This is a genomic window from Agrobacterium sp. NPDC090283 (assembly GCF_044769685.1).
GTDB lineage: Bacteria > Pseudomonadota > Alphaproteobacteria > Rhizobiales > Rhizobiaceae > Agrobacterium.
The window spans coordinates 24,346-48,148 of the sequence record NZ_JBIVYG010000003.1 but is presented as its reverse complement, the minus strand read 5'-3'; the positions used below and the strand labels follow the sequence as shown (position 1 = coordinate 48,148).

20 protein-coding genes are annotated in these 23,803 nt (G+C 60.2%); 10 read left to right on the top strand and 10 right to left on the bottom strand.

Translation table 11 applies throughout. The annotated features are described in order from the left end of the window. Positions 1–106: 106 nt before the first annotated feature. The 5 genes from ACIQUH_RS05760 to ACIQUH_RS05740 all read right to left on the bottom strand — a co-directional run bounded on the left by ACIQUH_RS05760 (position 107) and on the right by ACIQUH_RS05740 (position 4,628). A complete protein-coding gene (locus ACIQUH_RS05760) occupies positions 107–718 on the bottom strand; it encodes a hypothetical protein (protein ID WP_400813060.1) in 612 nt (203 codons plus the stop codon). Positions 719–840: 122 nt separating this feature from the next. Then, entirely contained in the window at positions 841–1,449 is a 609-nt protein-coding gene (locus tag ACIQUH_RS05755) for a DUF2026 family protein (RefSeq protein ID WP_400813059.1), read from the bottom strand. Between the two features lie 204 nt (positions 1,450–1,653). After that, positions 1,654–3,084, bottom strand: coding sequence for a ribosome biogenesis GTPase Der (der, locus tag ACIQUH_RS05750; RefSeq protein ID WP_400813057.1), 1,431 nt, complete (start codon positions 3,082–3,084; stop codon positions 1,654–1,656). A 132-nt stretch (positions 3,085–3,216) separates the two neighbouring features. Further along, on the bottom strand, positions 3,217–3,888 hold the full coding sequence (locus tag ACIQUH_RS05745; RefSeq protein WP_400813056.1) for a tetratricopeptide repeat protein: 672 nt from the start codon (positions 3,886–3,888) through the stop codon (positions 3,217–3,219). Between the two features lie 155 nt (positions 3,889–4,043). Beyond that, on the bottom strand, positions 4,044–4,628 hold the full coding sequence (locus ACIQUH_RS05740) for an NnrU family protein (RefSeq protein WP_400813055.1): 585 nt from the start codon (positions 4,626–4,628) through the stop codon (positions 4,044–4,046). 147 nt (positions 4,629–4,775) lie between these two features. On the opposite strand from ACIQUH_RS05740, the gene ACIQUH_RS05735 reads away from it, so the two are divergent. After that, on the top strand, positions 4,776–5,759 hold the full coding sequence (locus tag ACIQUH_RS05735) for a polysaccharide deacetylase (RefSeq protein WP_400813054.1): 984 nt from the start codon (positions 4,776–4,778) through the stop codon (positions 5,757–5,759). A 53-nt stretch (positions 5,760–5,812) separates the two neighbouring features. On the opposite strand, the gene sbmA is transcribed toward ACIQUH_RS05735, so the two are convergent. The 4 genes from sbmA to ACIQUH_RS05715 form a co-directional block, all read right to left on the bottom strand. Beyond that, the gene (sbmA, locus tag ACIQUH_RS05730; RefSeq protein WP_269701989.1) at positions 5,813–7,081 is read right to left on the bottom strand and encodes a peptide antibiotic transporter SbmA; all 1,269 of its coding nucleotides are present in this window, start codon (positions 7,079–7,081) and stop codon (positions 5,813–5,815) included. 182 nt (positions 7,082–7,263) lie between these two features. After that, complete coding sequence (locus tag ACIQUH_RS05725) at positions 7,264–8,454, bottom strand: MFS transporter (RefSeq protein ID WP_400813053.1); 1,191 nt, start codon at positions 8,452–8,454, stop codon at positions 7,264–7,266. A gap of 298 nt (positions 8,455–8,752) precedes the next feature. Further along, positions 8,753–9,505 (bottom strand): type I methionyl aminopeptidase, encoded by a 753-nt coding sequence (gene map / locus ACIQUH_RS05720; protein ID WP_003510360.1) that lies wholly within the window; start codon positions 9,503–9,505, stop codon positions 8,753–8,755. Positions 9,506–9,559: 54 nt separating this feature from the next. Beyond that, a complete protein-coding gene (locus ACIQUH_RS05715; RefSeq protein WP_003524232.1) occupies positions 9,560–10,621 on the bottom strand; it encodes an LLM class flavin-dependent oxidoreductase in 1,062 nt (353 codons plus the stop codon). 208 nt (positions 10,622–10,829) lie between these two features. On the opposite strand from ACIQUH_RS05715, the gene ACIQUH_RS05710 reads away from it, so the two are divergent. From ACIQUH_RS05710 to ACIQUH_RS05690, 5 genes are all read left to right on the top strand, one after another. Beyond that, the gene (locus ACIQUH_RS05710) at positions 10,830–11,606 is read left to right on the top strand and encodes a 3-hydroxybutyrate dehydrogenase (protein ID WP_400813052.1); all 777 of its coding nucleotides are present in this window, start codon (positions 10,830–10,832) and stop codon (positions 11,604–11,606) included. 136 nt (positions 11,607–11,742) lie between these two features. Next, entirely contained in the window at positions 11,743–13,212 is a 1,470-nt protein-coding gene (xdhA, locus tag ACIQUH_RS05705) for a xanthine dehydrogenase small subunit (RefSeq protein ID WP_400813051.1), read from the top strand. 230 nt (positions 13,213–13,442) lie between these two features. Then, positions 13,443–15,782, top strand: a complete 2,340-nt coding sequence (xdhB, locus tag ACIQUH_RS05700; RefSeq protein ID WP_400813050.1) for a xanthine dehydrogenase molybdopterin binding subunit — start codon at positions 13,443–13,445, stop codon at positions 15,780–15,782. 195 nt (positions 15,783–15,977) lie between these two features. Further along, on the top strand, positions 15,978–16,829 hold the full coding sequence (gene xdhC, locus ACIQUH_RS05695) for a xanthine dehydrogenase accessory protein XdhC (RefSeq protein WP_400813049.1): 852 nt from the start codon (positions 15,978–15,980) through the stop codon (positions 16,827–16,829). Between the two features lie 237 nt (positions 16,830–17,066). Next, positions 17,067–17,996: a LysR substrate-binding domain-containing protein gene (locus ACIQUH_RS05690; protein WP_400813048.1), complete on the top strand. Its 930-nt coding sequence runs from the start codon at positions 17,067–17,069 to the stop codon at positions 17,994–17,996. Here the strand turns inward: ACIQUH_RS05690 and ACIQUH_RS05685 are convergent. Next, a complete protein-coding gene (locus ACIQUH_RS05685) occupies positions 17,972–18,310 on the bottom strand; it encodes a hypothetical protein (protein WP_400813047.1) in 339 nt (112 codons plus the stop codon). The genes ACIQUH_RS05690 and ACIQUH_RS05685 overlap by 25 nt on opposite strands. 505 nt (positions 18,311–18,815) lie before the next feature. On the opposite strand from ACIQUH_RS05685, the gene puuD reads away from it, so the two are divergent. The 4 genes from puuD to ACIQUH_RS05665 all read left to right on the top strand — a co-directional run bounded on the left by puuD (position 18,816) and on the right by ACIQUH_RS05665 (position 23,626). Next, positions 18,816–20,078, top strand: coding sequence for a urate hydroxylase PuuD (puuD, locus tag ACIQUH_RS05680; protein WP_400813046.1), 1,263 nt, complete (start codon positions 18,816–18,818; stop codon positions 20,076–20,078). Further along, on the top strand, positions 20,075–21,385 hold the full coding sequence (guaD, locus tag ACIQUH_RS05675) for a guanine deaminase (RefSeq protein WP_400813045.1): 1,311 nt from the start codon (positions 20,075–20,077) through the stop codon (positions 21,383–21,385). The genes puuD and guaD overlap by 4 nt, the downstream gene beginning before the upstream one ends. Before the next feature lie 307 nt (positions 21,386–21,692). Beyond that, positions 21,693–22,412: a sulfite exporter TauE/SafE family protein gene (locus tag ACIQUH_RS05670; RefSeq protein WP_400813445.1), complete on the top strand. Its 720-nt coding sequence runs from the start codon at positions 21,693–21,695 to the stop codon at positions 22,410–22,412. An 80-nt stretch (positions 22,413–22,492) separates the two neighbouring features. Then, positions 22,493–23,626, top strand: a complete 1,134-nt coding sequence (locus tag ACIQUH_RS05665; protein WP_400813044.1) for an L-lactate dehydrogenase — start codon at positions 22,493–22,495, stop codon at positions 23,624–23,626. The last annotated feature ends 177 nt before the right edge of the window (positions 23,627–23,803 follow it).

Genomic DNA, 23,803 nt, shown 5'->3' with positions numbered 1-23,803 from the left:
TTTAGAACGGGGTCGGGCTGCTGATTGACGTCAGGCGGCTGCCGCGAGACCACGCTGGCCGTCCTGTTTCCGGATGATACCTCGCACAGCCCCTTGAGATGCCGCTTCATGACAAAGGAAGAAGTTCCTTTTGCTGGGCCGCGCACCATTGATTGATTTTCTCGACAACATCCTTTGACGCCATCGGCAAAGCGCTGTCGGGTATGACCACCACCGTGCCGTGGAAAACCAGCACCAGACTGTCCGGCGGCGTGATGGCGAGATGATAACGTGCCCAGCTCAGCTGCACCGTGTCCAGTCGTGTGACCTGCTTGTAGCCCTCGGGCCCGATCTCGATCTGTGTGTGAGGCGAATACATCAGCTCGTTGGCGATATTCCAGTGTGCCAGGGCCTCGTAGTAGGATTTCATCTCCCTTCTAGAGCCCCGCCAGATAATAAGCCAGACGGCGAGGGCCACAAACGGTGCCGGGGCAAACACCCAATAACCGACCACCGGCCAGACGCCCGGAAACCTCGGCAGGCTTAGGGAATAGATGAAACCGGCAGCCAGTCCCGCAAACAAGGATAGATGCGCTCTTGCCGAGGCAAAATGGCGCTTCCAGGACTTGTCGAAAATCATGCTGTAATTTTCATAGGCCTGATTTTGATAGCCGTAGACATAGGCAGGGACATGTTTCGGGTCTGGCGTGAAGCTTATTGAAATAGTGTCATCAGCCATCGGAGCACGTCCATCCCGTCCCTGTTGCAGCCCGGTCTTTGTAACAGCCATTGCCCCTTTAAATCAAAAGGCCTTTTGCTGCCAAAACCGTCGGGATCGACATCGTGCGACGGAATCTGCCGTCACCATGCCCCGGCGAGTGTTTGACCGGACAGGGGCACGGTCCGCGCCTTGCCCTCCCGGTCGGTCACCGAAAGCGATGCAGCCATCTGCTTCGGTGACTTGCGGAACCAGTTGGCGGCAACGCTCGCCATGTCACCGATCATCGCCTGTTTGTGCCAGTCGGCAAAACGTCTGGCCGTGGCCTCCGGCTCGGAACGGTAGAAGAAATCGCCGGATCGCCCGAGATCGTTGATGGACGTCGCCATGGCGACAAGCGGCCGCTGGAACATCTTTGCCGGCACCGAAAGCCCATCGGCACCCTCAGAAAAAGCGGGCGCCATGAAATCGATCGCCCAGCCATCCGCTTCCACCCAGCAATGGAAGTTCTCGCCCGCACCCGTCACATAACCGTCTTCGCGATGATCTGCGAACAAGAGAACCGTTCCACCGAGATTATAGGCGGCAAGCCCGCCCTTCGGCACCGCCTTCACCTTGTAGTGCTGCTGCAGGATGAAGGCACCGAAGGTGCTGAAATACATGGAGGCCGAGGCGGGATCGGCATTCTGGCTGACGAGCAGGCTGTTGATGACCCGGTAAATCCGGTGATAGTCGGTCTGCTTGATCAACATGGTCTTTTACTCTTCAAAGCCGGACAGTGAAATTGGAACGAGCGGGTGCCCCTTGTTTCTTCTCCCCGAGGGGGAGAAGTCCGCGGTAGCGGGATGAGGGGGCGAGGCCAACAGTATACGGAGAGCTAGCCCCCTCATCCGACCCTGCGGGCCACCTTCTCCCCGCCGGGGAGAAGAAATATGCCGCGACCCTTCACGTCAAAATCAACGCCGCTTCTTCGCCTTGCTCTCGAACGGATTGTCCGACCCGCGATAATGCACCCGGATCGGCACGCCCGGCATGTCGAAATCCTTGCGCAGGCCATTGACCAGATAACGCGTATAGCTCTCCGGAATGGCTTCCGGCCGCGTGCAGGAAATCATGAAGGCCGGCGGACGGGCCTTGACCTGCGTCATATATTTCAGCTTCAGGCGGCGGCCGGAAACGGCCGGCGGCGGATGCTGCGTGGTCTGCCCATCCAGCCAGCGGTTGAGCCTGGCGGTCGAGATGCGGCGGTTCCAGACCTTGTCCGTATCGATGATGTTCTGCATCAGCCGGTCGAGGCCATAACCGGTCTGGCCGGAAATCGGCACGGCGCGGATGCCGCGCGCCTGCGGCAAGAGACGCTCGGTCTTTTCGCGCAGGTCGGCCAGATAGGCCTGCGGGTCTTCGACCAGATCCCATTTGTTGAAGGCGAGCACGGCGGCCCGGCCTTCGCGGATGACGAGATCGACGAGCTGCAGATCCTGCTTTTCAAACGGGATGGTGCTGTCGAACACGATGACGACGGTTTCGGCAAAGCGGATGGAGCGCAGCGAATCCGCGACCGAAAGCTTTTCCAGCTTCTCCGTCACCTTGGCCTTGCGGCGCATCCCGGCTGTGTCGAACATCTTGATGGTGCGGCCGCGCCAGTCCCATTCGACCGAGATGCTGTCACGGGTGATGCCGGCTTCCGGGCCGGTCAAAAGGCGGTCTTCACCGAGGAAACGGTTGATCAGCGTCGACTTGCCCGCATTCGGCCGGCCGATAATGGCGACGCGCAGCGGCTTGGTCTCATCATAAACCGGCTCTTCGTCTTCCTCGTCCTCGCTGCCCGGCTCGCTGCGTGGCAGAACGATATCCGTCTCCGCCTCATCCACTTCAGGCGGGAAGGCCACGTCTTCGCCGATTGCCTCGACGATGGCGTCGCGCAGGTCGATCATGCCCTGGCCGTGCTCCGCCGAGATCGGGCAGGGATCACCGAGACCGAGCGTGAAGGCATCGTAGAAACCGGCATCGGAACCGCGCGCCTCGGACTTGTTGGCCACCAGCACCACCGGCTTGCCGCGACGGCGCAGCATTTCCGCCAGCGTCTCGTCGGCCGGCGTCAGGCCCGCCTTGGCGTCCACGACGAACAGCGTCACATCGGCATCGTCGATCGCCGCTTCGGTCTGCGCCCACATGCGGCCCTGAAGCGTTTCCGGCCCGGATTGCTCCAGACCGGCGGTATCGATGATGGTGAAACGCAGGTCGACGAGCTTTGCCTCGCCGGGGCGGCGGTCGCGGGTCACGCCCGGCGTGTCATCCACCAGCGCCAGCTTCTTTCCGACGAGACGGTTGAAAAGCGTGGACTTGCCGACATTGGGGCGCCCGACTATGGCGATGGTGAAGCTCATTGATCCTGATTCCCTAAAGCACGTCTGCCCAAAACGTTACCTGTTTTGGGCAAAGGACATGCGTAAAATAATGAGTTGGATCGCTTTGGCAATGCAAAGAAATGCCGGAGCGATCTCGCGTGGCGAAGCGGCTTAAGCAGCCTTGCCCGAAGCGGTGATGTTGTCGAGCATGATCTGCGCGCGGTTCGTCACGTTGCGCGGGGCCTGCGTGTCGCTGACGATCTGTTCGAACCATTGTTTGGCCTTGGCGAAATCGCCGGCCTTGTAGGCGGCGAGACCGAGAGCCTCACGCGCGGAAGCGCGCATGGTCTGGCCTTCAGTGCTGAGCGGCTCGGCAAGCGCCACGACCTGATCGTAGGTGCCGTTGTCGACCAGCAGCCAGGCGGCGCGCACCCTGGCGGTGTCGCGGAAGACCTGCGGTGCGGAGGTGTCGTTGCCGATGGCGGTGAAGGCGGCAATCGCGCCGGCCGCATCGCCCTTCTGCGACAGCAGCGTCGCCGAACGGAACTTCGCCAGCACGGGATAATTGCCGTGACCGGAAGTTTCGAGATCGGCGAAGGCCTTCAGCGCCTCATCCGTCTTGTTTTCCGAAGCGAGCTTCAGCGCCGCCAGGAACTGGTCGCCGGAATTGGAAGCACGGCTGGTGTTCCAATATTCGTAGATGCCGGCACCGGCAGCGCCGACAACCACGAGAATGGCGGCGCCCACGACCACGATACCGTACCGGCCCCAGAAGCGCGACAGCTGCTCGGAGCGGATCTGCTCGTTCACTTCGCGGATAAAGGTATCATTTTCGTTTGCCATCAAATTCTCCGTTACCCGCGCGGAGATCGCATCCGATCCATCCGTCCGCGGACATACCAAGCCGCTTACCCGGATCAACAAAAAAGCGGCCGACCGGGTCTTGGTCGGCCTTCTAGCCTATTTTGCCTGATATGTAAGGGGGAAACGTCGATTTCCTACATCGCGATGGGCTGAACGCCGATCAACCATTCGTGCAGTTTCAGGATGAAAGCCCCCCAGAGAACGATGCCGCCGACAACAGCCACCAGATCGTAGCGGCTTGAAACGAAGTCCCGGACCACTTTTTCACCCGCTCGCTCCCGTCGCTTCAGCGAAATCCGCATCACCACGCCCCAGGCAAGGAACGACGCGAAGAGCAGGATCGAAGACGTTTCGCCATTGGCCAGGAGATGCGCAAGCGCCCAGATCTTGACCGAAAGAACCATCGGATGCTTGGTCTTGGTTGCGATATGGCCAGCCGGGATAAGGCTGGCGATAAGACAGATCATCGCCGGCAGCATCAGGGTCACGGCGAGATGGCTCGTCCAGACCGGCGGATACCAGAGCATGCCCGTCTCCTGCCGCGCTTCGCCGAAGGCGTAGATGACGAGGCCGAGCGTGATGAGGCTGACGAGGGAATAAACGCCCTTGAAGGGCCCCTCCCCCATCGTCGCGATCATGCGGGCGCGAAATTGCGGCGCGACCACCTTCAAAAGGTGGGTCAGCAGGAACAAGGCAAGACAGAGTGCGAGAAAAAGCATGGAACACGGTCCCCCGGTGGAACGAAGCGGCCCTATCACCGCGGTTAAGACAGGAATTAGGCTGAAAGTCATGAAAACGCCAGACTATTCAAAGCTTCGCCTTATTCCACCCGCAAAAGGCCACGGTGTTCATATGACGGATGACTGATGTTTCGCCCATTTACCGCCTTTTCCCTGTCGCTTCTCGCCGCCCTTCCCGCTCTTGCGCAAGAGGCTGAGAAGCCGAAGCAGCTCGTCATCGTGTCCTTCGACGGTGCGGGCGACAATACGCTGTGGGAAAGAAGCCGGGCGACGGGCAAGCAGGTCGGCGCGCATTTCACCTATTTTCTCGCCTGCACGCTTGTCATGGACAGGAAGACCAGCGCCAAGACCTATCAGGGACCCGGCCAGAAGGCTGGCCGCTCCAATGTCGGTTTCGGCCAGTCGCCGGAAGAGGTGGAGGCAAGGCTCAGGAACATCTGGGCCGCCTATCGCGAAGGTCACGAGATTGCCAACCACACCTGCGGCCATTTCGATGGCGGGCAGTGGACCGCCGAACAATGGGACGGTGAATTCACCACCTTCACCAGCACGCTGGAAAATGCCTGGCAGATGATCGGCAAGAAGGGTGAAGAGCCCGAAGGCTGGCGCGAGATGGTGAAGAAGATCAACGGTTTCCGCGCGCCCTATCTGTCGCAGGGTCCGGCGCTGACCTCAGCGCAGAAAAAGCACGGCTTCGTTTACGATGCCACCAGCATCACCAAGGGGCCGGAATGGCCGGTGGAGCGCGAAGGCATCCAGCATTTCGGCCTGCCGCTCATTCCCGAAGGACCGGGCAACCGCCCGATCATCGCAATGGATTACAATCTCTTCATCCGCCACTCCATCGGCATCGAAACGCCTGACCGTGCCGGGGAATTTGAGGAGCGGGCCTATACGGCCTTCCGCAATGCATTCGACAGGCAATATAATGGCGAGCGCATTCCGCTGCAGATGGGCTTTCACTTCGTGAAGATGAATGGCGGCGCCTATTGGAACGCCTATGAGCGGCTGCTGCGCGAAGTCTGCCAGAAGCAGGATGTCGCTTGTGTGAGCTATGCCGAGGCGATGCCGATGATCGAGGCGCGCAAGAAGCAGAAGACTGAGGGTTAGGCGGCTGCCGCTTCATGAAAAAGGCGGCCGATCGGCCGCCTTTTTATATGTTTTTAGGGCTTATTTGCCGCCAGTTCACCAGCTTCCGCTTCCCGTTGCAGATAGCGCTCATCGATATCCGGCAGGGGCTTGTCGTCGATCGCTGCTTCGAACGCCACGAGACGTTTATGAATGGAAAGCAACTCGATGATCGTCGTCCAGGAATTGACCAGATACTGGAACGAATTGCTGACCTGGCCGAAGGCCGTAGCGATCTGCTGGTAGATACCGTAGGTGATTTTGCCCGCCACGATGGTTGGAACAAGCATTAAAAGCAGGAACACCGCATCGGCCTGAATGTAGAAATACCGTGCGACGTTGAAATAGAGATAGTGCCAATACATGCGGAAATAGTTTTTCCGCACATTGGAATACAGTTCCTTCACTGTCGGCGGCTGGGCACGGTCGGCGTGGTCCTCGCCATAGACAAGTTCCTTACGATAGGCGGCTTCCACACGCTGATTGCGGAAGTTCAAGCCGGGCAGTTTGATGCCGACCGTCGCCAGAAGCACCGTACCGAATATCGACCAGACGATCGCCAGCCAAAACAGCGCATGCGGCACTTCACCGATGATCGGCAATTCGGAGACGTAGGACGACAGCGCAAACAGGATCGGCAGGAAAACGACGAGCGTCATCACCGAATTGATCAGGGTGATGCCCAATGCCTCCAGCGTGGAGGAGAACCGCATCGTATCTTCCTGAACACGCTGGGAAGCACCTTCGATGTGACGCAGCTTTTCCCACTTGGACATGTAGAAGTCGTTCATCGCGGTTCGCCAGCGGAAGATGTAATGGCTGGTGAAGAAATCTGTCAGGATCGAAACCGCCATGCTGAGAAAGGCAATCTTGGCGAAGACTATCTGGAGGCTGTAGAAATCCCAGACTTCGATACCCGGTTGTTTGGAAAGGGCATTTTGCAGAAGGTCACCGAAAGGCCGCCGGAAATTGTTGATGACGACGGAAATCTGAACGCCGAAATAGGTCACCGCGATAATCAGCAGCGATCCCCAGATAGACCAGAGCTTCCAGGGGTGATCCTTGGCTATGACGGTCCAGACAACGCCGAATAACGCCAGGCACGATGCGAGATAGCCGTAAAAGAACAGATTTGCTGGAACCAGAAAATAGCTGAGATCGTAGGGTTCCTGCTCGGGCATTACATAACCCCAGGACGCCCCTAGCCTTTCAAAGATGAAATACCAGGCAAGAATGGCGAAGAAGGCCCAAACGATGGCGGAGGTAAAGAAGGCTTTCGGCCTGGGAAAGAAGGAATGAAACACGTTTTCGAACTCACGCGCGTTTGAAATCAGCCATTATTGGCGAAGCACTCGATGGCCCGAACCTAGGGCAGAAATTTGTGCACAGCAACGGAGAAGCGCTGACCTTAACAAGATGTAAGGCGCAGTTGTCGAAACGAACCGTGATGAAACACCGGTGAAAGACCGAAAAGACGACCGATGGCCTAGCGCCGCCCTTCCATGGCAAGCACCGGCAGCATCAGGAGAATACTGACGACGAGCACGGCGGAAGCGAGAATGCTGGGTGCGGTGAAACTGCCCGTCACCTCGGCAATCCAGCCGGCGGCAAGCGGCCCGACGATCTGGCCCGTTCCGAAGGCGGCCGTCATCAGCGCGAAGGCGCGACGCGGGCTCGGTCCGGCAAATTCCCGGCCGAGCTGCAGGCCATAGGCGGTGATGACCATGAAGGTCAGCCCGAGAAGCAGGCCGCCGGCCAGCACGCCGGCCACCGGCGGCAACATAACGGAGGCGAAAACACCCACGGCTTCCACGGCGAGAACGATGACGAAGGCCCGTTTCAGCCCCTGCGACCTCGACACCGGTTTCCAGAGGAAAAGCGAAACGGCGGCGGCGCAGCCGGTGATGAACCAGGCGAGGAACTCCACGAAAGCACCGGCGGCCGCCATGCGGGCAATCGCCACGATGAAGGTGGCGGTGATGACGTAACCGAAACCGAACAGCCCATAGGCCAGCGTCGTCAGGAACAGCGGCCGCGTCCAGCGAAGCGGCGGTTCCGCTGCGGAAGATGCATGCCGCGGCGGGCCTGCGGGCAGCACCCGGAAGACGAGAAGAAATGTAACGAAGGAAAAGATGGCACCGGCGATCCATTCCTCTCTCCATGAGGACCCGCCGCCATCAAAAACGACGCCGATCAGATAGACCGCCAGCGAGGAAATCGCGATGCCGGCCCCGACACCGCCATAATGCAGCGCCTGCACACTGTCCCTGCCGGCTTTTGCGGCATGGCCGATGACGATCTGCGAGGTGAAGATCATGGTCATCGCACTGGCGACGCCCGCCAGAAACCGGATGACGGTGAAGGCCGCGACCGAGTTGAAGGCGGCCATGGCAAGCAGCAGCGCAGCCGTGGAAAACAGGCCGCAAAGGGCAACCAGCCGCTCCCGCCCCGATCCCCAGGAAGAGGCGGCGAGAACCGCACCTGCGAGATAACCGGCGAAATTTCCGGCCGCGACGATCCCCGCATCCCCCGCCGAAAGCGGCACATCGGCCATCATGCCCGGCAGGATGGGGGTAAAGGAAAAACGGCCGAAACCCATGGCGGAGGCCATCATGAGGGCGCCTGCGAAACCGAGCGCGGTCAGATGTCTGGCGGAAAGTGGCTTGTCGATGCTCATGCATGGCTTATCGCAACCGGGCGGATAAGCGACAAGCGAGTTATTTTGATCGGCGTTATAAGCGGTCGTTATCGGTCGAGTGGCAGACGTCGGTGTGTTCCAATGTCGCCGCGTATTTCTTCTCCCCGCCGGGGAGAAGGTGGCCCGAAGGGTCGGATGAGGGGGCAACGTTGCCGTATCTCACTACCCTTGCCCCCTCATCCCGCTGCCGCGGACTTCTCCCCGGCGGGGAGAAGAAACACGTTGCAACCACTCGCTCCAACGTTGGGAGCAAGAGTGACGGAGAGGAGGTTAGCTGTCACTCCGCAAGCGTCAGCACCAGCGGCCCGTTCTTCGTCGCCACCACCGTATGTTCATATTGCACCGTCGGCGCGCTCGGGTCGCTGTAGAGCGTCCACGGATCATCGTCGCCATCCTCGGCCCAATAAGCGCCCGTCGAAAGAAACGGCTCGACGGTGAACACCATACCTTCCTGCATGATGCGGCGCTCGTCCTTGTCCGGCCAGGTCGCCAGCTCCTTCGGCTCCTCATGCAGCGAACGGCCGATGCCGTGGCTGGCGAGATTGGTGATCAGCGTATAGCGGTTCTTTTTGGCAAAAGCGCCGATGGCATTGCCGATATCGGCGAAGGGCCGCCCCGTTTTCACCTGCTGCAGACCGGTCCACATGGCGCGTTTGCCATCGCGGCACAGTCGCTCGATTTCCTTTTTCACCGGCGGCACGGCGAAGGACGAACCCGTATCACCGAAAAAGCCGTTCTTCACCGCCGAGACATCGATATTGACGAGATCGCCCGCCTTGATGATGCGCGGGCCGGGAATGCCGTGGGCCACTTCCTCGTTGACGCTGATGCAGGTCGCACCGGGAAACTTGTAGCAGAATTCCGGCGCCGATTGCGCACCGTTATCCTCCAGCACCTTGCGGCCGATCGCATCCAGCTCGGCCGTGGTGATGCCGGGTTCCAGCGCGTCCGCCATGGTCTGCATGGCAACGGCGCACAAACGGCCGATATCCTTGAGCAAAACCAGTTCTTCTTCGGTGGAAATGACCATGTCTCTGTCCGTCGTTCTAAATGGCGGGTCTGAAAACGCCCGCCTTGGTAATCATCAGGCCGTGGCTTTCACCGGATCGGCACTCCCCGTCAATTCTTTTCTGACGATAGGGGCGACTTTCGTACCATAAAGCTCGATGCCGCGCATGATCTGGTCGTGCGGCATCAGGCCGATGGCCATCTGCAGCAGAAAGCGATCATTCCTGAACACGCCATGCGCCTTGATGATCTTTTCCGCCACCAGTTCCGGCTCACCGAGGAAGAGATTGCCCTCCGGCCCGCGCGCCGCATCGAAATGCGCGCGGTTCGTCGGGCCCCAGCCGCGCTCGCGACCGATGCGGTTCATCACCTCCGCCTGCGGGCCGTAAAACTGATCCGCAGCCTTGTCGGTCGTATCGGCAATGAAACCATGGACGTTGATGCTGGTGCGCAGTTTCGTCTTTTCCTGGCCCGCCCGGCGCGCAGCCTCATGGTAGAGATCAAACAACGGCGCAAAACGGCGATATTCGCCGCCGATAATGGCAAGCGCCACCGGCAGACCCATGGCCCCGGCCCGCGCCACCGATTGCGGCGTGCCGCCAACGGCGATCCACACCGGCAGACGCTCCTGCAGCGGACGCGGATAAACGCCGCGCCCGTTGATCGCCGGGTGTTTGGTGCCGGACCAGGTGACGATTTCCTGTTCGCGCAGCGCCAGAAGCAGATCGAGCTTTTCAGCGAAGAGCACGTCGTAATCTTCGAGATCGTAACCGAACAGCGGATAGGATTCGATGAAGGAACCGCGCCCGGCCATGATCTCGGCACGACCGTTCGACAGGAGGTCGACAGTCGAGAATTGCTGGAACACCCGCACGGGATCGTCCGAGCTCAGCACCGAGACGGCACTCGTCAGGCGAATGTTCTTCGTCTTCACCGCCGCAGCCGCAAGCACGGTCGAGGGAGAGGAAACGACATAATCCGGGCGGTGATGTTCCCCCAGCCCGAACACATCGAGCCCGACCTGATCGGCGAGTTCGATTTCCTCGATGAGTTCCCGCAGCCGGCGCGCGCCTTCCGGCCCGCGGCCATCGGCGGGATTGGGATTGACATCCGCGAATGTGTAAAGACCGAGTTCCATAGATGATACCTCTGTTTGCTTGTCTGAGAGATAGGGACGGAGACCCCCGCAGACAAACGCAAAATCTGGAAGCTTAGCTTCGAGAAATTGGATGGGCGCAGCCGGATTCTCCACTGTGACACCCTCCCCCGAAATGGCGATTGCCAGCCAGCCCCCTTTGGGCATACCCTGCCTAAACATGTGCGAAGTAATGCAAAAAGGGGAAAGCATGCATCGGACAGTTATCGTGACAGGCTCCACAAGCGGTATTGGCCTCGGCATTGCCCAGCGATTTGCGCGCGACGGCGCCAATATCGTGCTGAACGGCTTCGGCGACGAAGACGAGATCGAAAAACTGCGCCTTCTGCTGGAAGCCGAAAGCGGCGGGCGCGTGCTTTACCACCCCGCGGATATGACGAAACCGGACGAGATCGCCGATCTCATCCAGTCCTCGCACGAAAAACTCGGCTCGGTGGATGTGCTCGTCAACAATGCCGGTATCCAGCACATCGCGCCCATCGAAGAGTTCCCGACGGAAAAATGGGACTGGATCATCGCCATCAATCTGACCAGTTCCTTCCATACCATGCGGGCCGCGATACCGCTGATGAAGAAGGCCGGCAAAGGTCGCATCATCAACATTTCCTCGGCCCACGGCCTTGTCGCCTCGCCGTACAAATCGGCCTATGTGGCGGCCAAACACGGCATCATGGGCCTGACGAAGACGGCAGCGCTGGAGCTTGCGCAGACCGGCGTCACCGTCAATGCCATCTGTCCCGGTTACGTGCTGACGCCGCTGGTTGAGAAGCAGATACCCGAGATGGCCAAGGTGCGCGGCATCAGCGAAGAAGCGGTGAAGAACGACGTGATGCTGGAATTGCAGGCGACCAAACAATTCGTCACCGTCGATGACGTGGCCGCCGCCGCCCTGTTTCTGGCAAGCGAGGCGGCAAGCAACATAACCGGCACGCATATTTCCGTGGATGGCGGCTGGACGGCGCAATAATTGCCGCATTTTCTTTCCGTTATGGAAACAATGAATTGCCAAAACGGAAATCGATATACGCGCGCGGGCGTGCATAGATGTGCACAGATAATCACAAGAAACCGGCTCGGCAGCCGGACAAAAAGCAAGGCATTGCATGAAAGACGCGATCAGCTTCATCCTCAACAGCGAAACCGTTTCGCTTAAGGATTTCGGACCGACAGATACGCTTCTCGATTACCTCCGCATCGGCAAGCGGTTGATGGGGACGAAGGAAGGCTGCGCCGAAGGCGACTGCGGCGCCTGCACCGTGCTGGTCGGGCGGCTGCTTGATGGTTCGCTGCGTTATGAAAGCGTCAATGCCTGCATCCGTTTTTTAGGCTCGCTGCACGGCACCCATATCGTCACGGTGGAGCATCTGGCCGCCCGCGACGGCACGCTGCACCCCGTGCAGCAGGCCATGGTGGATTTCCACGGTTCGCAATGCGGTTTCTGCACGCCGGGCTTCATCATGTCGCTTTATGGCCTCTGGCTATCAAGCGAAAACCCCGGCCGCGCCGATATCGAAAAGGCGCTGCAAGGCAATCTCTGTCGATGCACGGGCTATGAGCCGATCGTGAAGGCCGCCGAAAAAATCGCCGCGGCCCGCCCGAGCGCACTGTTCGACCCGCTGCAACGGGACCGCACAGACATCATGGCGAGGCTCTGGGCGATCCGCGAAAACGAAACGATCACCGTGGTCAGAGGCGAGGATCGCACGATTATTCCCGCAACGCTTGCTGATTTGACCGAGATTTACGCCGCTGAACCGAAAGCCACCATCGTCGCCGGCTCCACCGATGTCGGCCTGTGGGTGACGAAGCAGATGCGGGCGCTGAACCCTGTCATCTTCATCAACAATCTCGGCGATCTGCAAACCATCACCGTGGATGAGGAGGGCGTGACACTCGGTGCAGGCGTCACCTACAGCCAGGCCTTCAAGACCATCGCAGAGCACTTCCCGCCCCTTGCCCGGTTGTTTGACCGCCTCGGCGGCGAGCAGGTGCGCAATATGGGCACCATCGGCGGCAATATCGCCAACGGCTCGCCCATCGGCGACACACCGCCGGCGCTGATCGCGCTTGGCGCGACGCTCACCCTGCGCTCGTCTTCCGGTAATCGCAGCCTGCCGCTGGAAAGCTATTTCATCGATTATGGCAAACAGGACCGGCTGAGCGGCGAATTCGTCGAAAAGCTCTTCATTCCGTTCCAGAAGCCGGAGAGCCACTACGCCGTCTACAAGATTTCCAAGCGCCGCGACGAGGATATTTCCGCGCTGTGTGCCGCCTTCAATCTGATGCTCGATGCCGAGGGCATGGTCGAAGACATCCGCATCGCCTTCGGCGGCATGGCGGGTACGCCGAAACGGGCTGCACATCTGGAGGCAGCCCTGCTCGGCAAGGCGTGGTCGCAGGACACCATCGATGCCGCGCGAGACACGCTGGATGAGGATTTCACCCCGCTGACGGACTGGCGTGCGACTGCCGAATATCGGCAGCTGACGGCCAAGAACCTGCTGACGCGGTTCTTTCTGGAGACTTCCGGAGAGAAGCAGGAACTCAGCCGTTTCTCGCTGGAGGAGGCGTGATGATGTCGATGGCGATGGCGATGGCGAAACCTACAACCTTCCTCATTCCTGTTCCCCGGAACAAGCCCGAGGATGTCACAGGAATCCAGCCGGCCCAAGTCCTTGGGCCGGAAGGACTCTCTCGCCGCGCAGACGCGCGTCGGCTGGATTCCTGTGACAAGCACAGGAATGAGGGTGGATCGGCATTGTCGCTGCCCCATGCCATCATTCACCAAGAAGGAGCTTGAACCATGGACACCACAAGCTTCGACAAGACCAAGACCGAAATCGACGGCCCGATGCACGCCTCGCTCCGGCATGATTCCGCCCATAAACATGTCACGGGCAGCGCCGAATATATCGATGATATTCCCGAGCCCGCCGGCCTGGTCCACGGCGCACTCGGCCTTGCCGACCGTGCCCACGCGGAACTCATCTCGATGGACCTGTCCGAAGTGGAAGCAACGCCCGGCGTGCTGTGGGTGATGACCGGTAAGGACGTGCCCGGCGAAAACGACATCTCCTCCGGCGGTCGTCACGATGAGCCGCTGCTGGCCGAAACAAAGGTCGAATTCCACGGCCAGCCGATCTTCGCGGTCTTCGCCGAAACCCGCGATATCGCCAGAAAGGCGGCCCGCAAGGCGAAGATCACCTATAAGGACCTGCCGCATTTCACCGATATCGATACGGCGATTGAAAATGGCGGCGCGCTCGTCATCGATCCCATGACGCTGAAACGCGGCGATGCCAAGATCGAAATGGATGTCGCACCCCGCCGCCTCACCGGCACGATGCGGATCGGCGGACAGGAGCATTTTTATCTCGAAAGCCACATCGCCATGGCCGTGCCGGGCGAGGATGACGAGGTGACGCTGTGGAGTTCCACCCAGCATCCGAGCGAAATCCAGCACATCGTCAGCCACATCCTGCAGGTGCCGTCCAATGCCGTCACGGTGCAGGTGCGCCGCATGGGCGGCGGTTTCGGCGGCAAGGAAACGCAGGGCAACCAGTTCGCGGCCCTCTGCGCCATCGCCGCCAAGAAGCTGAACCGGGCCGTCAAAATCCGCCCGGATCGCGACGAGGATATGAGCGCCACCGGCAAGCGCCATGATTTCCGCGTCGATTACGAACTGGGTTTCGACGAGGAAGGCCGCATCCACGCCGTCGACGCCACCTATGCCGCGCGCTGCGGCTTTTCCTCCGATCTGTCCGGCCCGGTCACGGATCGCGCACTGTTTCACGCCGATTCCAGCTATTTCTATCCGCATGTGCACCTCACCTCGCGGCCGCTGAAAACCCACACGGTCTCCAACACCGCCTTTCGCGGTTTCGGCGGCCCGCAGGGCATGCTGGGGGCGGAACGGTTCATCGAGGAGATCGCCTATGCCGTTGGCAAGGACCCGCTCGATATCCGCAAGCTGAATTTCTACGGCGAGATCGGCTCCGGCCGCACCACGACGCCCTATCATCAGGAGGTCGAGGACAACATCATCGCCCGCGTTGTCGAGGAGCTGGAGACTTCCAGCGACTACCGCGCGCGGCGAGAGGCGATCATCGAGTTCAACAAAACGAGCCCGGTCATCCGCAAGGGCATTGCGCTTACCCCTGTCAAATTCGGCATCTCCTTCACCATGACCGCCTTCAACCAGGCGGGCGCACTGGTGCATATCTATAATGACGGCTCCATTCACCTGAACCATGGCGGCACCGAAATGGGCCAGGGCCTTTACACCAAGGTGGCGCAGGTGGTGGCCGATGCCTTCCAGGTGGATATCGGCCGGGTGAAGATCACAGCCACGACCACGGGCAAGGTGCCGAACACGTCAGCCACCGCCGCCTCCTCCGGCACTGACCTCAACGGCATGGCGGCCTATGACGCCGCCCGCCAGATCCGTGAGCGGCTGATCAAATTCGCCGCCGAGAACTGGAAGGTGCCGGAAGAGGAGGTCGTTTTCCTGCCGAACCGGGTGCGCATCGGGCTTGAGGAAATCGCCTTCAACGATTTCATCAAAAAGGCCTATTTCGCCCGCGTGCAGCTTTCCGCCGCCGGTTTTTACAAGACCCCGAAAATCCACTGGGACCGCGCCGCCGGCCGTGGCACGCCGTTTTATTATTTCGCCTATGGCGCGGCCTGCTCGGAAGTATCGATCGATACGCTGACCGGCGAATACCTGATGGAGCGCACCGATATCCTCCACGATGTCGGCAAGTCGCTGAACCCTGCCATCGATATCGGCCAGATCGAGGGCGCCTTCGTGCAGGGCATGGGCTGGCTGACCACGGAGGAATTGTGGTGGGACGGCAAGGGGCGGCTGCGCACCCATGCGCCTTCTACCTACAAGATCCCGCTCGCCTCCGACCGGCCGAAAAGCTTTAACGTCAGGCTGGCGGAATGGGCGGAAAATGCCGAACCCACCGTCGGCCGCTCCAAGGCCGTGGGCGAGCCACCCTTCATGCTGGCGATCTCGGTTCTTGAAGCCCTCTCCATGGCCGTCGCCTCCGTCGCCGATTACAAGGTCTGCCCGCGCCTTGACGCGCCGGCAACGCCGGAGCGGGTGCTGATGGCAGTGGAACGGCTGAAGAAGGTGTGAGGGAGGACGTACCCATGCGGCCGAGCCCCCTCATCCGGCCCTTCGGGCCACCTTCTCCCCGGCGGGGAGAAGAAATATGCCGCGCCGTCGCAAATTTCCGCAAAGTTGATGAGGTAAGCGAAAACATCGCTCCGGGTTTCTTCTCCCCGCCGGGGAGAAGGTGGCGCGCAGCGCCGGATGAGGGGGCCAGCCCCAATGCCTGACACCTCCCTGCCCACTTTCCTCGCCCGCTCCCCCGCAATCCTCGTGGAAATCGAGGCCGTGAAAGGTTCCTCGCCGCGCGAGGCCGGCACCTTCATGCTGGTCAGCCAGGAAGCCCTGTGGGAAACCATCGGCGGCGGGCAGTTCGAATATATGGCGATAGACCACGCCCGCGCCATGTTGCGAACCGGCACTGCCGAAGACCGCATGGACATCCCGCTCGGCCCGGAGATCGGCCAGTGCTGCGGCGGCCGCACCTTGCTCCGCTTCCAGCTGATAACGGCGGAAATCGCCGCCGCACTTGAAGCGCGGATCAAGGGCGAAACCGAACAGCAGCCCGCCGTGTTCATTTTCGGGGCCGGTCATGTCGGCAAGGCGCTGGCCGAGGCCCTGTCGCTGCTGCCTTTGACGCTGACCGTGGTGGAAACCCGTGAAAGTGAGCTGCGCGACCTTCCATCGGCGGTGGCCTCCGTGTTGACACCCGTGCCGGAAGCGCTCGTTACGAAAATCCCGGCAAACGGGGCGGCCATCATCGTCACCCACGATCACGCGCTCGATTTCCTCATCGCGAAGGAAGCGCTTGCCCGCGACGATCTCGCCTATGTCGGCATGATCGGTTCGAAGACCAAACGCGCCACCTTCGCCCATTGGCTGGCGGATCAGGGAGAGGCCCCTTCCCGCCTTGCAAAACTCATCCTGCCCATCGGCGGCAACAGCGTCAGGGACAAGCGGCCCGCCATCATAGCGGCCCTTGTGGCAGCCGAGTTGCTGCAAGCATTTTCCGCTGCCGAAACCCGTCGCAACGAAAATCGACACGGCCATCCTCAAGGCCAAGATCACGCCTGAGCCCCTCCGGCAGGCTTTCGTCGGCCAGATTGTCGGGTTGAAGGCTTTCAAGAGTAAAGCGTTCCGCTGTCCGCAGGCCCGCGCGCAGGCGGGACCACGCGTGCAAGAGTGCTGTGCGCATGTTCGTCTCCATTCAAAAATGTCAGAAGCTCAGTTGATGAATTGGGCTAAAAATGCTCTGTTTTCCGGATAAAAACCAATGAAACCTTTGGCAATTGGCATAAAGAGAACTTATCCATGAAAATGTCCCGCCAGTTCCCCCTGAACGCCCTGCGCGTGTTCGAAGCCGCAGCCAGACATCTGAGTTTCACCAGGGCCGGCGAAGAGCTGGGCATGACGCAGACGGCGGTCAGCTATCAGGTGAAACTGCTGGAGGAGAATATTGGCGAGCCGCTCTTTATCAGAAAGGCGCGGCAGGTCTCGCTGACAGAGGCGGGGCAAAAACTTGCGCCGAAAGTCGCGGAAGCCTTCAATAATCTGCGGGAAGCCGTCGACAATGTGCGCGACACGTCCGACGCGACACTGACAATTCATTCCACCGCCACCTTCGCCTCACGCTGGCTTTCGCGGCATCTGGGTGCTTTCCAGCTCGAACATCCCTCGATTGCCGTGCGGCTCGATACATCAAGCGCATTGATCGATTTTTCCCAGTCCGACTGCGATGTCGCCATTCGCTGGAGCAAAGATAACGGCAAAGGGCTGATCTACCATCAATTGCTGCGCGGCGTTTATACGCCAATGCTGCATCCCGGCCTTGCCGAAAGCATCGGCGGATTGCACAAACCGGAAGACCTGCTGCGCCTGCGCATCATCGATCCCGGCGACATCTGGTGGAGCCAATGGTTTCGGGAAGTGGGCGTTGAAAATCCGGGCCTCGACCGTTATCCCCGCAGCCGCCTCAATGTGCAGGCCTTCGAAGCCGCCGCCGCAATTGCCAGCCAGGGGGTGGCCATGCTCACCCCTGAACTCTATGCCGACGAGATTGCGCTTGGCCGCCTTTATCAACCCTTCGAGCACCTCAGCAGCGAAGGAAAGAACTACTGGCTGGTCTATCCCGAAAACCGCAAGAACATTCGTAAGATCAGGCTGTTCCGCGACTGGATATTGAAGCGGATCGAGGAAAGCCGGCAGCAACAACCGCCTCAATACCCCATATCCGGCGCGTAGAAGCAGCGGGGCGTATCCTCGTCCGGAAACAGACAGAGATGATATTCGCCATCCTCGGACCGTCTTGCCTCGCGCTGCGACCAGCTGAACACGTGGCGTCGCGTGACCATGCGGTGATCGCCAGGGGCGAGCGAGACCTCGTAACCGTCAGGCGTGACACGAACGCTGCGCGTGGGGATCATCTGGCAGTCGCCGGTTTCGGCGTCGCCATTGCAACAGTAGCTTTCATATTTGAACCCCTTGTGGGATTCATGGGCAAGTGCCGTGGCGCTGAACGCCAGAGATAGGAAGAGGACTGTCAGAACAAGGCGCATCGGCATGGTCTCCGTTGAAACAACGGCGGCTGCCGGAAGATCATTGCGTCCCTTTATTCAAATTTCACATCAACACCCACCCGGACACAACGGCACCGGGAACTGCGATACCTGCCCCCTGATCTGCCCCCACCCAGGGTTCGCAGCGCCCGCTTTCGGAATAACCGCCAGCGAAACATGTCATCAAAGCCCAGTTCTTCGGCGCGAAAACCGGAATCGATTTTCGACGAGGCGCCCCAAGGCTCCGCAGCCCTATATTTTAGCACATCGGCTGACTGCACAAAGGATAATAGCTGAGTCGCGTTAGCCAGCTAAGCACAAACTATGCGACAGGAATGAGCTGCTGCAACTTTACCGGGCCAACTCATGCACAGGGACGAACGCAAGCAAGATTGCGGACACAAAGGCACCGGATTGTGAACAATCGTGCCCCGACCTTTGCTTTTCCCTTTCCTAACGGTCAAATTTCTCGCAAGGTGCGCTGCACAAGGATCAGGGGAACCGCATGTACGAATACGCCATTGCGTGGGAATGGATGGCCTTTGCCGTTCGCTGGCTCCACGTCATCACCGCCATCGCCTGGATCGGCTCGTCCTTTTATTTCATCGCGCTCGATCTCGGGCTGGTCAAACGGGCGCATCTGCCGCCGGGGGCCTATGGCGAGGAATGGCAGGTGCATGGCGGCGGTTTTTACCACATCCAGAAATATCTGGTTGCGCCTGCCCAGATGCCCGAACACCTGACGTGGTTCAAATGGGAAAGTTACGTCACCTGGCTCTCCGGTTTCGCCATGCTCTGCATCGTTTATTATGGCGGGGCGGATCTCTTCCTCATCGATCATTCCGTGCTTGATCTCACCCAGCTCCAGGCCATCTGTCTGTCGCTCGCTTCGCTGGCCATCGGCTGGCTGTTTTACGATTTCCTCTGCAAATCGCCGCTCGGCAACAATACCTGGGGCCTGATGATCGTGCTTTATGTCGCGCTGGTGGCGATGGCATGGGGTTACACACAGGTTTTCACCGGCCGCGCCGCCTTCCTGCATCTCGGTGCATTCACCGCCACCATCATGTCGGCGAATGTGTTCTTCATCATCATCCCCAACCAGAAGATCGTCGTCGCAGACCTGATTGCCGGGCGCACGCCGGACCCGAAATATGGCCGCATCGCCAAGCAGCGCTCGTTGCACAACAACTACCTGACGCTGCCCGTCATCTTCTTCATGCTGTCGAACCACTATCCGCTGGCCTTCGCCACGCAGTTTAACTGGATCATCGCAGCACTGGTCTTCCTGATGGGCGTCACCATCCGCCACTGGTTCAACACCACCCATGCCCGCAAGGGCAAGCCGACATGGACCTGGCTTGCGACCGTCCTGATCTTCATCGTCATCATGTGGCTTTCCACCGTGCCGAAAGTGCTGACCGGCGAGGAGGAACAGAAGGCCGCCACCCTCTCCCCCATGCAGCAGCAATTCGTCAGCGACGCTCACTTTACCAAGGCGCGCGATGTGGTTCAGGGCCGCTGTTCCATGTGCCATGCGGCCGAGCCTGTCTGGGAAGGCGTGCCCTTCACACCAAAATCGGTGAAGCTCGAAACCGACGAGCAGATCGCCGCCCATGCGCGCGAAATCTATTTGCAAGCCGGGCGCAGCCATGCCATGCCTCCCGGCAACATCACCGCCATCACCCCGGATGAGCGCAAGCTGCTGACCGCATGGTATGAAAGCGCGGTTTCCGGGGCCGGAAAAGCCGAAGGAAAGACTGAATGAGCATGGTTCTGCTGCGTGGCCGCCTGCTGAGCTTCCGCCGCGCGCCGCTCGCAATCGACGATACGCAAAGCTATCTCTATATCGAAGACGGTGGCCTGCTGATCGAAAACGGCAGGATCGCCGCCATCGGCGACTACGCCGATATCCGTAAGACGGCACCGGAAGAGATTGAGGAAAAGGACCACCGGCCGCATCTCATCGTGCCCGGCCTCATCGACATGCACCTGCATTTTCCGCAAATGCAGGTCATCGGCTCCTATGCCGCCAACCTGCTGGAATGGCTGAACACCTACACCTTCCCGGAAGAATGCCGTTTCGTCGAAAGCGCCCATGCCCAGCGCATCGCCACGCATTTTTACGACGAGCTGCTGCGCCACGGCACCACCACGGCCGCTGCCTATTGCTCCGTGCACAAGACCTCCGCCGACGCCTTTTTCACGGAGGCCATGAAGCGCAACATGCTGATGGTGGGCGGCAAGGTGATGATGGACCGCAACGCCCCGCAGGGCCTGCTGGACACGCCGGAAACCTCCTATGACGAGACGCGCCAGGTGATTGCCGACTGGCACGGCAAGGGCCGCAACCACGTCGCCATCACGCCGCGCTTCGCCATAACCTCCACCCCGAAGCAGATGGAGGCCGCCCAGGCGCTGGCGCAGGAGTTTCCCGATCTCTTCATCCAGACGCATCTGTCCGAAAATCTGGACGAGATCAAATATACCTGCGAGCTTTACCCCGAAGCGACCGACTATACCGATATCTATGTGCGTTACGGCCTGATGGGCAACAAGACCCTGCTCGGCCACGCCATCCACCTCTCCGAGCGCGAGGCGGACGTGCTCTCGGAAACCGGCGCGGTGGCGGTGCATTGCCCCACCTCCAACCTCTTCATCGGCTCCGGCCTGTTCCCGATGAAAAAGCTGCAGCGGCGCGAAAAGCCTGTTCGTATCGCGGTCGCGACCGACATCGGCGGCGGATCGAGCTATTCCATGCTGCGCACCATGGACGAGGCCTACAAGATCCAGCAATTGCTGGGCGAACGCCTCAACCCGCTGGAAAGCTGGTATCTGATGACCCGCGGCAATGCCGAAGCGCTTTCCATGGTCGACCGTATCGGCACGCTGGAGGCCGGCACGGATGCCGACATCACCGTGCTGAATGCTTCCTCGACGCCCGCCATGGCCCTGAAAATGGAAGTGGTGAAAAGCCTGACGGAAGAACTGTTCCTGATGCTGACCATGGGCGACGACCGCACGGTGGTGGAGACCTATGTGGCCGGCAGGGCGATGAAGAGCGTGCTGGCATAGTTCGGCTGCGGCCGAAACATAGGATCACAACGTCGTTTATATAAGGCTTTCTATGGAGCGAGCGGTCGCCGCTTGTTTCTTCTCCCCGCCGGGGAGAAGTCCGCGGCAGCGGGATGAGGGGGCAAGCTCTCCGAAATCCGGCAACGTTGCCCCTCATCCGACCCTTCGGGCCACCTTCTCCCCGGGGGGGGGGAGAAGAAAAGAACCGCACCGCTGTGCTTCAAATGATTGCCGGACACCATCCCGGCTGAAACGCGAATGACCTCTGGAGTGCCCCGTGCCGGCTTTAGACACAACCACCCTGCTCATGGTTCTCGCCACCTTCACCGTCGCGGGAATCGTCAAGGGCGTGACCGGCATGGGATTGCCCACCGTCGCCATGGGCATGCTCGGCCTCTTCATGCCGCCGGTCGTCGCCGCCGGCCTGCTTATCCTGCCTTCCTTCATCACCAATATCTGGCAATTGCTGGCCGGACCTGATTTCCGGGCCATCGTGAAGCGGCTGTGGCCGATGATGATCGCCATTACGGTCGGCACCCTCATCGGCATCCGGCTGATGACGGCAGGCACCGGCGTCTGGACCACCTCGGCTCTCGGCCTGTGCCTTGCGGCTTACGCCGCCTACAGCCTGTTTGCCAAACCCCTATCTGTTCCGGCAAAGCTGGAACCAAAACTCTCTCCGGCCATAGGGCTGACAACCGGCCTGCTGACCGGCGGCACCGGAATTTTCGTTGTGCCCGCCGTACCCTATATCCAGTCGCTCGGCTTCAACCGCGACGATCTCGTCCAGGCTCTCGGCTTTTCCTTCACCGTTTCGACCATTGCGCTCGCCGCCGGCCTTGCCTCGCAAGGTGCCTTCCGTGTCGAGCACCTGTCGCTTTCCGCACTCGCCGTCCTGCCCGCACTTCTGGGTATGTGGCTCGGCCAGAAAATCCGCAACATCGTCAGCCCGGCAACATTCCGACGCTGGTTCCTCATCTGCCTGCTTGTCTTGGGCGCTGAGCTGTTCCTGCGGGCTTTCTGGTGATCAAACCGCGTCGATTTTAATGTCGCAGCCGTGACATTCGTGCTATGTGAAGCCGTCATTCAAATGTGAAGGCTTTATCCATGGGCAAAATCCTGACCATAGCGGACCTGAAAAAACAGGCGCAGCGCCGTGTACCGAAGATGTTTTTCGACTACGCCGATAGCGGCGCCTGGACCGAAGACACCTACCGCGCCAATGAAGAGGATTTTTCGAAGATAAAGCTGCGCCAGCGCGTGCTGGTGGACATGACCGACCGGTCTCTCGCCACCGAGATGATCGGTGAAAAAGTCTCGATGCCGGTAGCGCTCTCCCCCACCGGTCTCACGGGTATGCAGCATGCCGATGGCGAAATGCTGGCTGCCAAGGCGGCGGAAGAATTCGGCGTGCCTTTCACGCTTTCCACCATGAGCATCTGCTCCATCGAAGATGTCGCCTCCGTCACCTCGAGACCCTTCTGGTTCCAGCTTTACGTGATGAAGGACCGGGATTTCGTCAATAATCTCATCGACCGCGCCAAGGCCGCCGGATGCTCGGCGCTGGTGCTGACACTCGACCTGCAAATCCTCGGCCAGCGTCACAAGGATCTGCGCAACGGCCTGTCCGCACCACCGAAATTCACCCCGAAGCACATCTGGCAGATGGCGACCCGGCCGCAATGGTGCCTGGATATGGCGCGCACCAAACGCCGCAGCTTCGGCAATATCGTCGGCCACGCCAAAAATGTCTCGGACCTCTCGTCGCTCTCTTCATGGACGGCGGAGCAGTTCGATCCGCGCCTCTCATGGAAAGACGTCGAATGGATCAAGGAACGCTGGGGCGGCAAGCTGATCCTCAAGGGCATCCTTGACGAGGAGGATGCACGTGCCTCGCTCGACACCGGCGCCGACGCCATCATCGTTTCCAACCATGGCGGCCGCCAGCTTGATGGCGCCCATTCCTCCATCGCCATGCTGCCGAAGATCGTCGATGCCGTCGGCGACAGGGTCGAGGTACACATGGATGGCGGCATCCGCTCGGGTCAGGATGTGCTGAAGGCCGTGGCGCTCGGCGCCAAGGGCACCTATATCGGCCGACCCTTCCTCTACGGCCTCGGCGCTGATGGAAAGCAGGGCGTGACGACAGCGCTGGAGATCATCCGCAAGGAGATGGATATCAGCATGGCGCTTTGCGGCAAAAGGCTGCTGACGGATGTGGACCGCAGTATTCTGGCGTGATGTTGGACAAGGCAGAAGGCATTCCGGAGATGCATCGGAGGCCGCTCCATTCTCTGCCGTCATGCCGGACTTGATCCGGCATCCAGCCACGGCGCGTCTGCGCCGTGAAAGAGTCTCCCGCGATCAAGGACTTGATCGCGCTGGACCCCGGATCAAGTCCGGGGTGACGGCGTGCGG

What these genes read in the sequence shown, in the direction of transcription:
- ACIQUH_RS05760 (WP_400813060.1), bottom strand. Translation starts at nt 718, where the DNA reads ATGGCTGATGACACTATTTCAATAAGCTTCACGCCAGACCCGAAACAT.
- ACIQUH_RS05755 (WP_400813059.1), bottom strand. Translation starts at nt 1,449, where the DNA reads ATGTTGATCAAGCAGACCGACTATCACCGGATTTACCGGGTCATCAAC.
- der (WP_400813057.1), bottom strand. Translation starts at nt 3,084, where the DNA reads ATGAGCTTCACCATCGCCATAGTCGGGCGCCCCAATGTCGGCAAGTCC.
- ACIQUH_RS05745 (WP_400813056.1), bottom strand. Translation starts at nt 3,888, where the DNA reads ATGGCAAACGAAAATGATACCTTTATCCGCGAAGTGAACGAGCAGATC.
- ACIQUH_RS05740 (WP_400813055.1), bottom strand. Translation starts at nt 4,628, where the DNA reads ATGCTTTTTCTCGCACTCTGTCTTGCCTTGTTCCTGCTGACCCACCTT.
- ACIQUH_RS05735 (WP_400813054.1), top strand. Translation starts at nt 4,776, where the DNA reads ATGTTTCGCCCATTTACCGCCTTTTCCCTGTCGCTTCTCGCCGCCCTT.
- ACIQUH_RS05725 (WP_400813053.1), bottom strand. Translation starts at nt 8,454, where the DNA reads ATGAGCATCGACAAGCCACTTTCCGCCAGACATCTGACCGCGCTCGGT.
- map (WP_003510360.1), bottom strand. Translation starts at nt 9,505, where the DNA reads ATGGTCATTTCCACCGAAGAAGAACTGGTTTTGCTCAAGGATATCGGC.
- ACIQUH_RS05715 (WP_003524232.1), bottom strand. Translation starts at nt 10,621, where the DNA reads ATGGAACTCGGTCTTTACACATTCGCGGATGTCAATCCCAATCCCGCC.
- ACIQUH_RS05710 (WP_400813052.1), top strand. Translation starts at nt 10,830, where the DNA reads ATGCATCGGACAGTTATCGTGACAGGCTCCACAAGCGGTATTGGCCTC.
- xdhA (WP_400813051.1), top strand. Translation starts at nt 11,743, where the DNA reads ATGAAAGACGCGATCAGCTTCATCCTCAACAGCGAAACCGTTTCGCTT.
- xdhB (WP_400813050.1), top strand. Translation starts at nt 13,443, where the DNA reads ATGGACACCACAAGCTTCGACAAGACCAAGACCGAAATCGACGGCCCG.
- xdhC (WP_400813049.1), top strand. Translation starts at nt 15,978, where the DNA reads ATGCCTGACACCTCCCTGCCCACTTTCCTCGCCCGCTCCCCCGCAATC.
- ACIQUH_RS05690 (WP_400813048.1), top strand. Translation starts at nt 17,067, where the DNA reads ATGAAAATGTCCCGCCAGTTCCCCCTGAACGCCCTGCGCGTGTTCGAA.
- ACIQUH_RS05685 (WP_400813047.1), bottom strand. Translation starts at nt 18,310, where the DNA reads ATGCGCCTTGTTCTGACAGTCCTCTTCCTATCTCTGGCGTTCAGCGCC.
- puuD (WP_400813046.1), top strand. Translation starts at nt 18,816, where the DNA reads ATGTACGAATACGCCATTGCGTGGGAATGGATGGCCTTTGCCGTTCGC.
- guaD (WP_400813045.1), top strand. Translation starts at nt 20,075, where the DNA reads ATGAGCATGGTTCTGCTGCGTGGCCGCCTGCTGAGCTTCCGCCGCGCG.
- ACIQUH_RS05670 (WP_400813445.1), top strand. Translation starts at nt 21,693, where the DNA reads ATGGTTCTCGCCACCTTCACCGTCGCGGGAATCGTCAAGGGCGTGACC.
- ACIQUH_RS05665 (WP_400813044.1), top strand. Translation starts at nt 22,493, where the DNA reads ATGGGCAAAATCCTGACCATAGCGGACCTGAAAAAACAGGCGCAGCGC.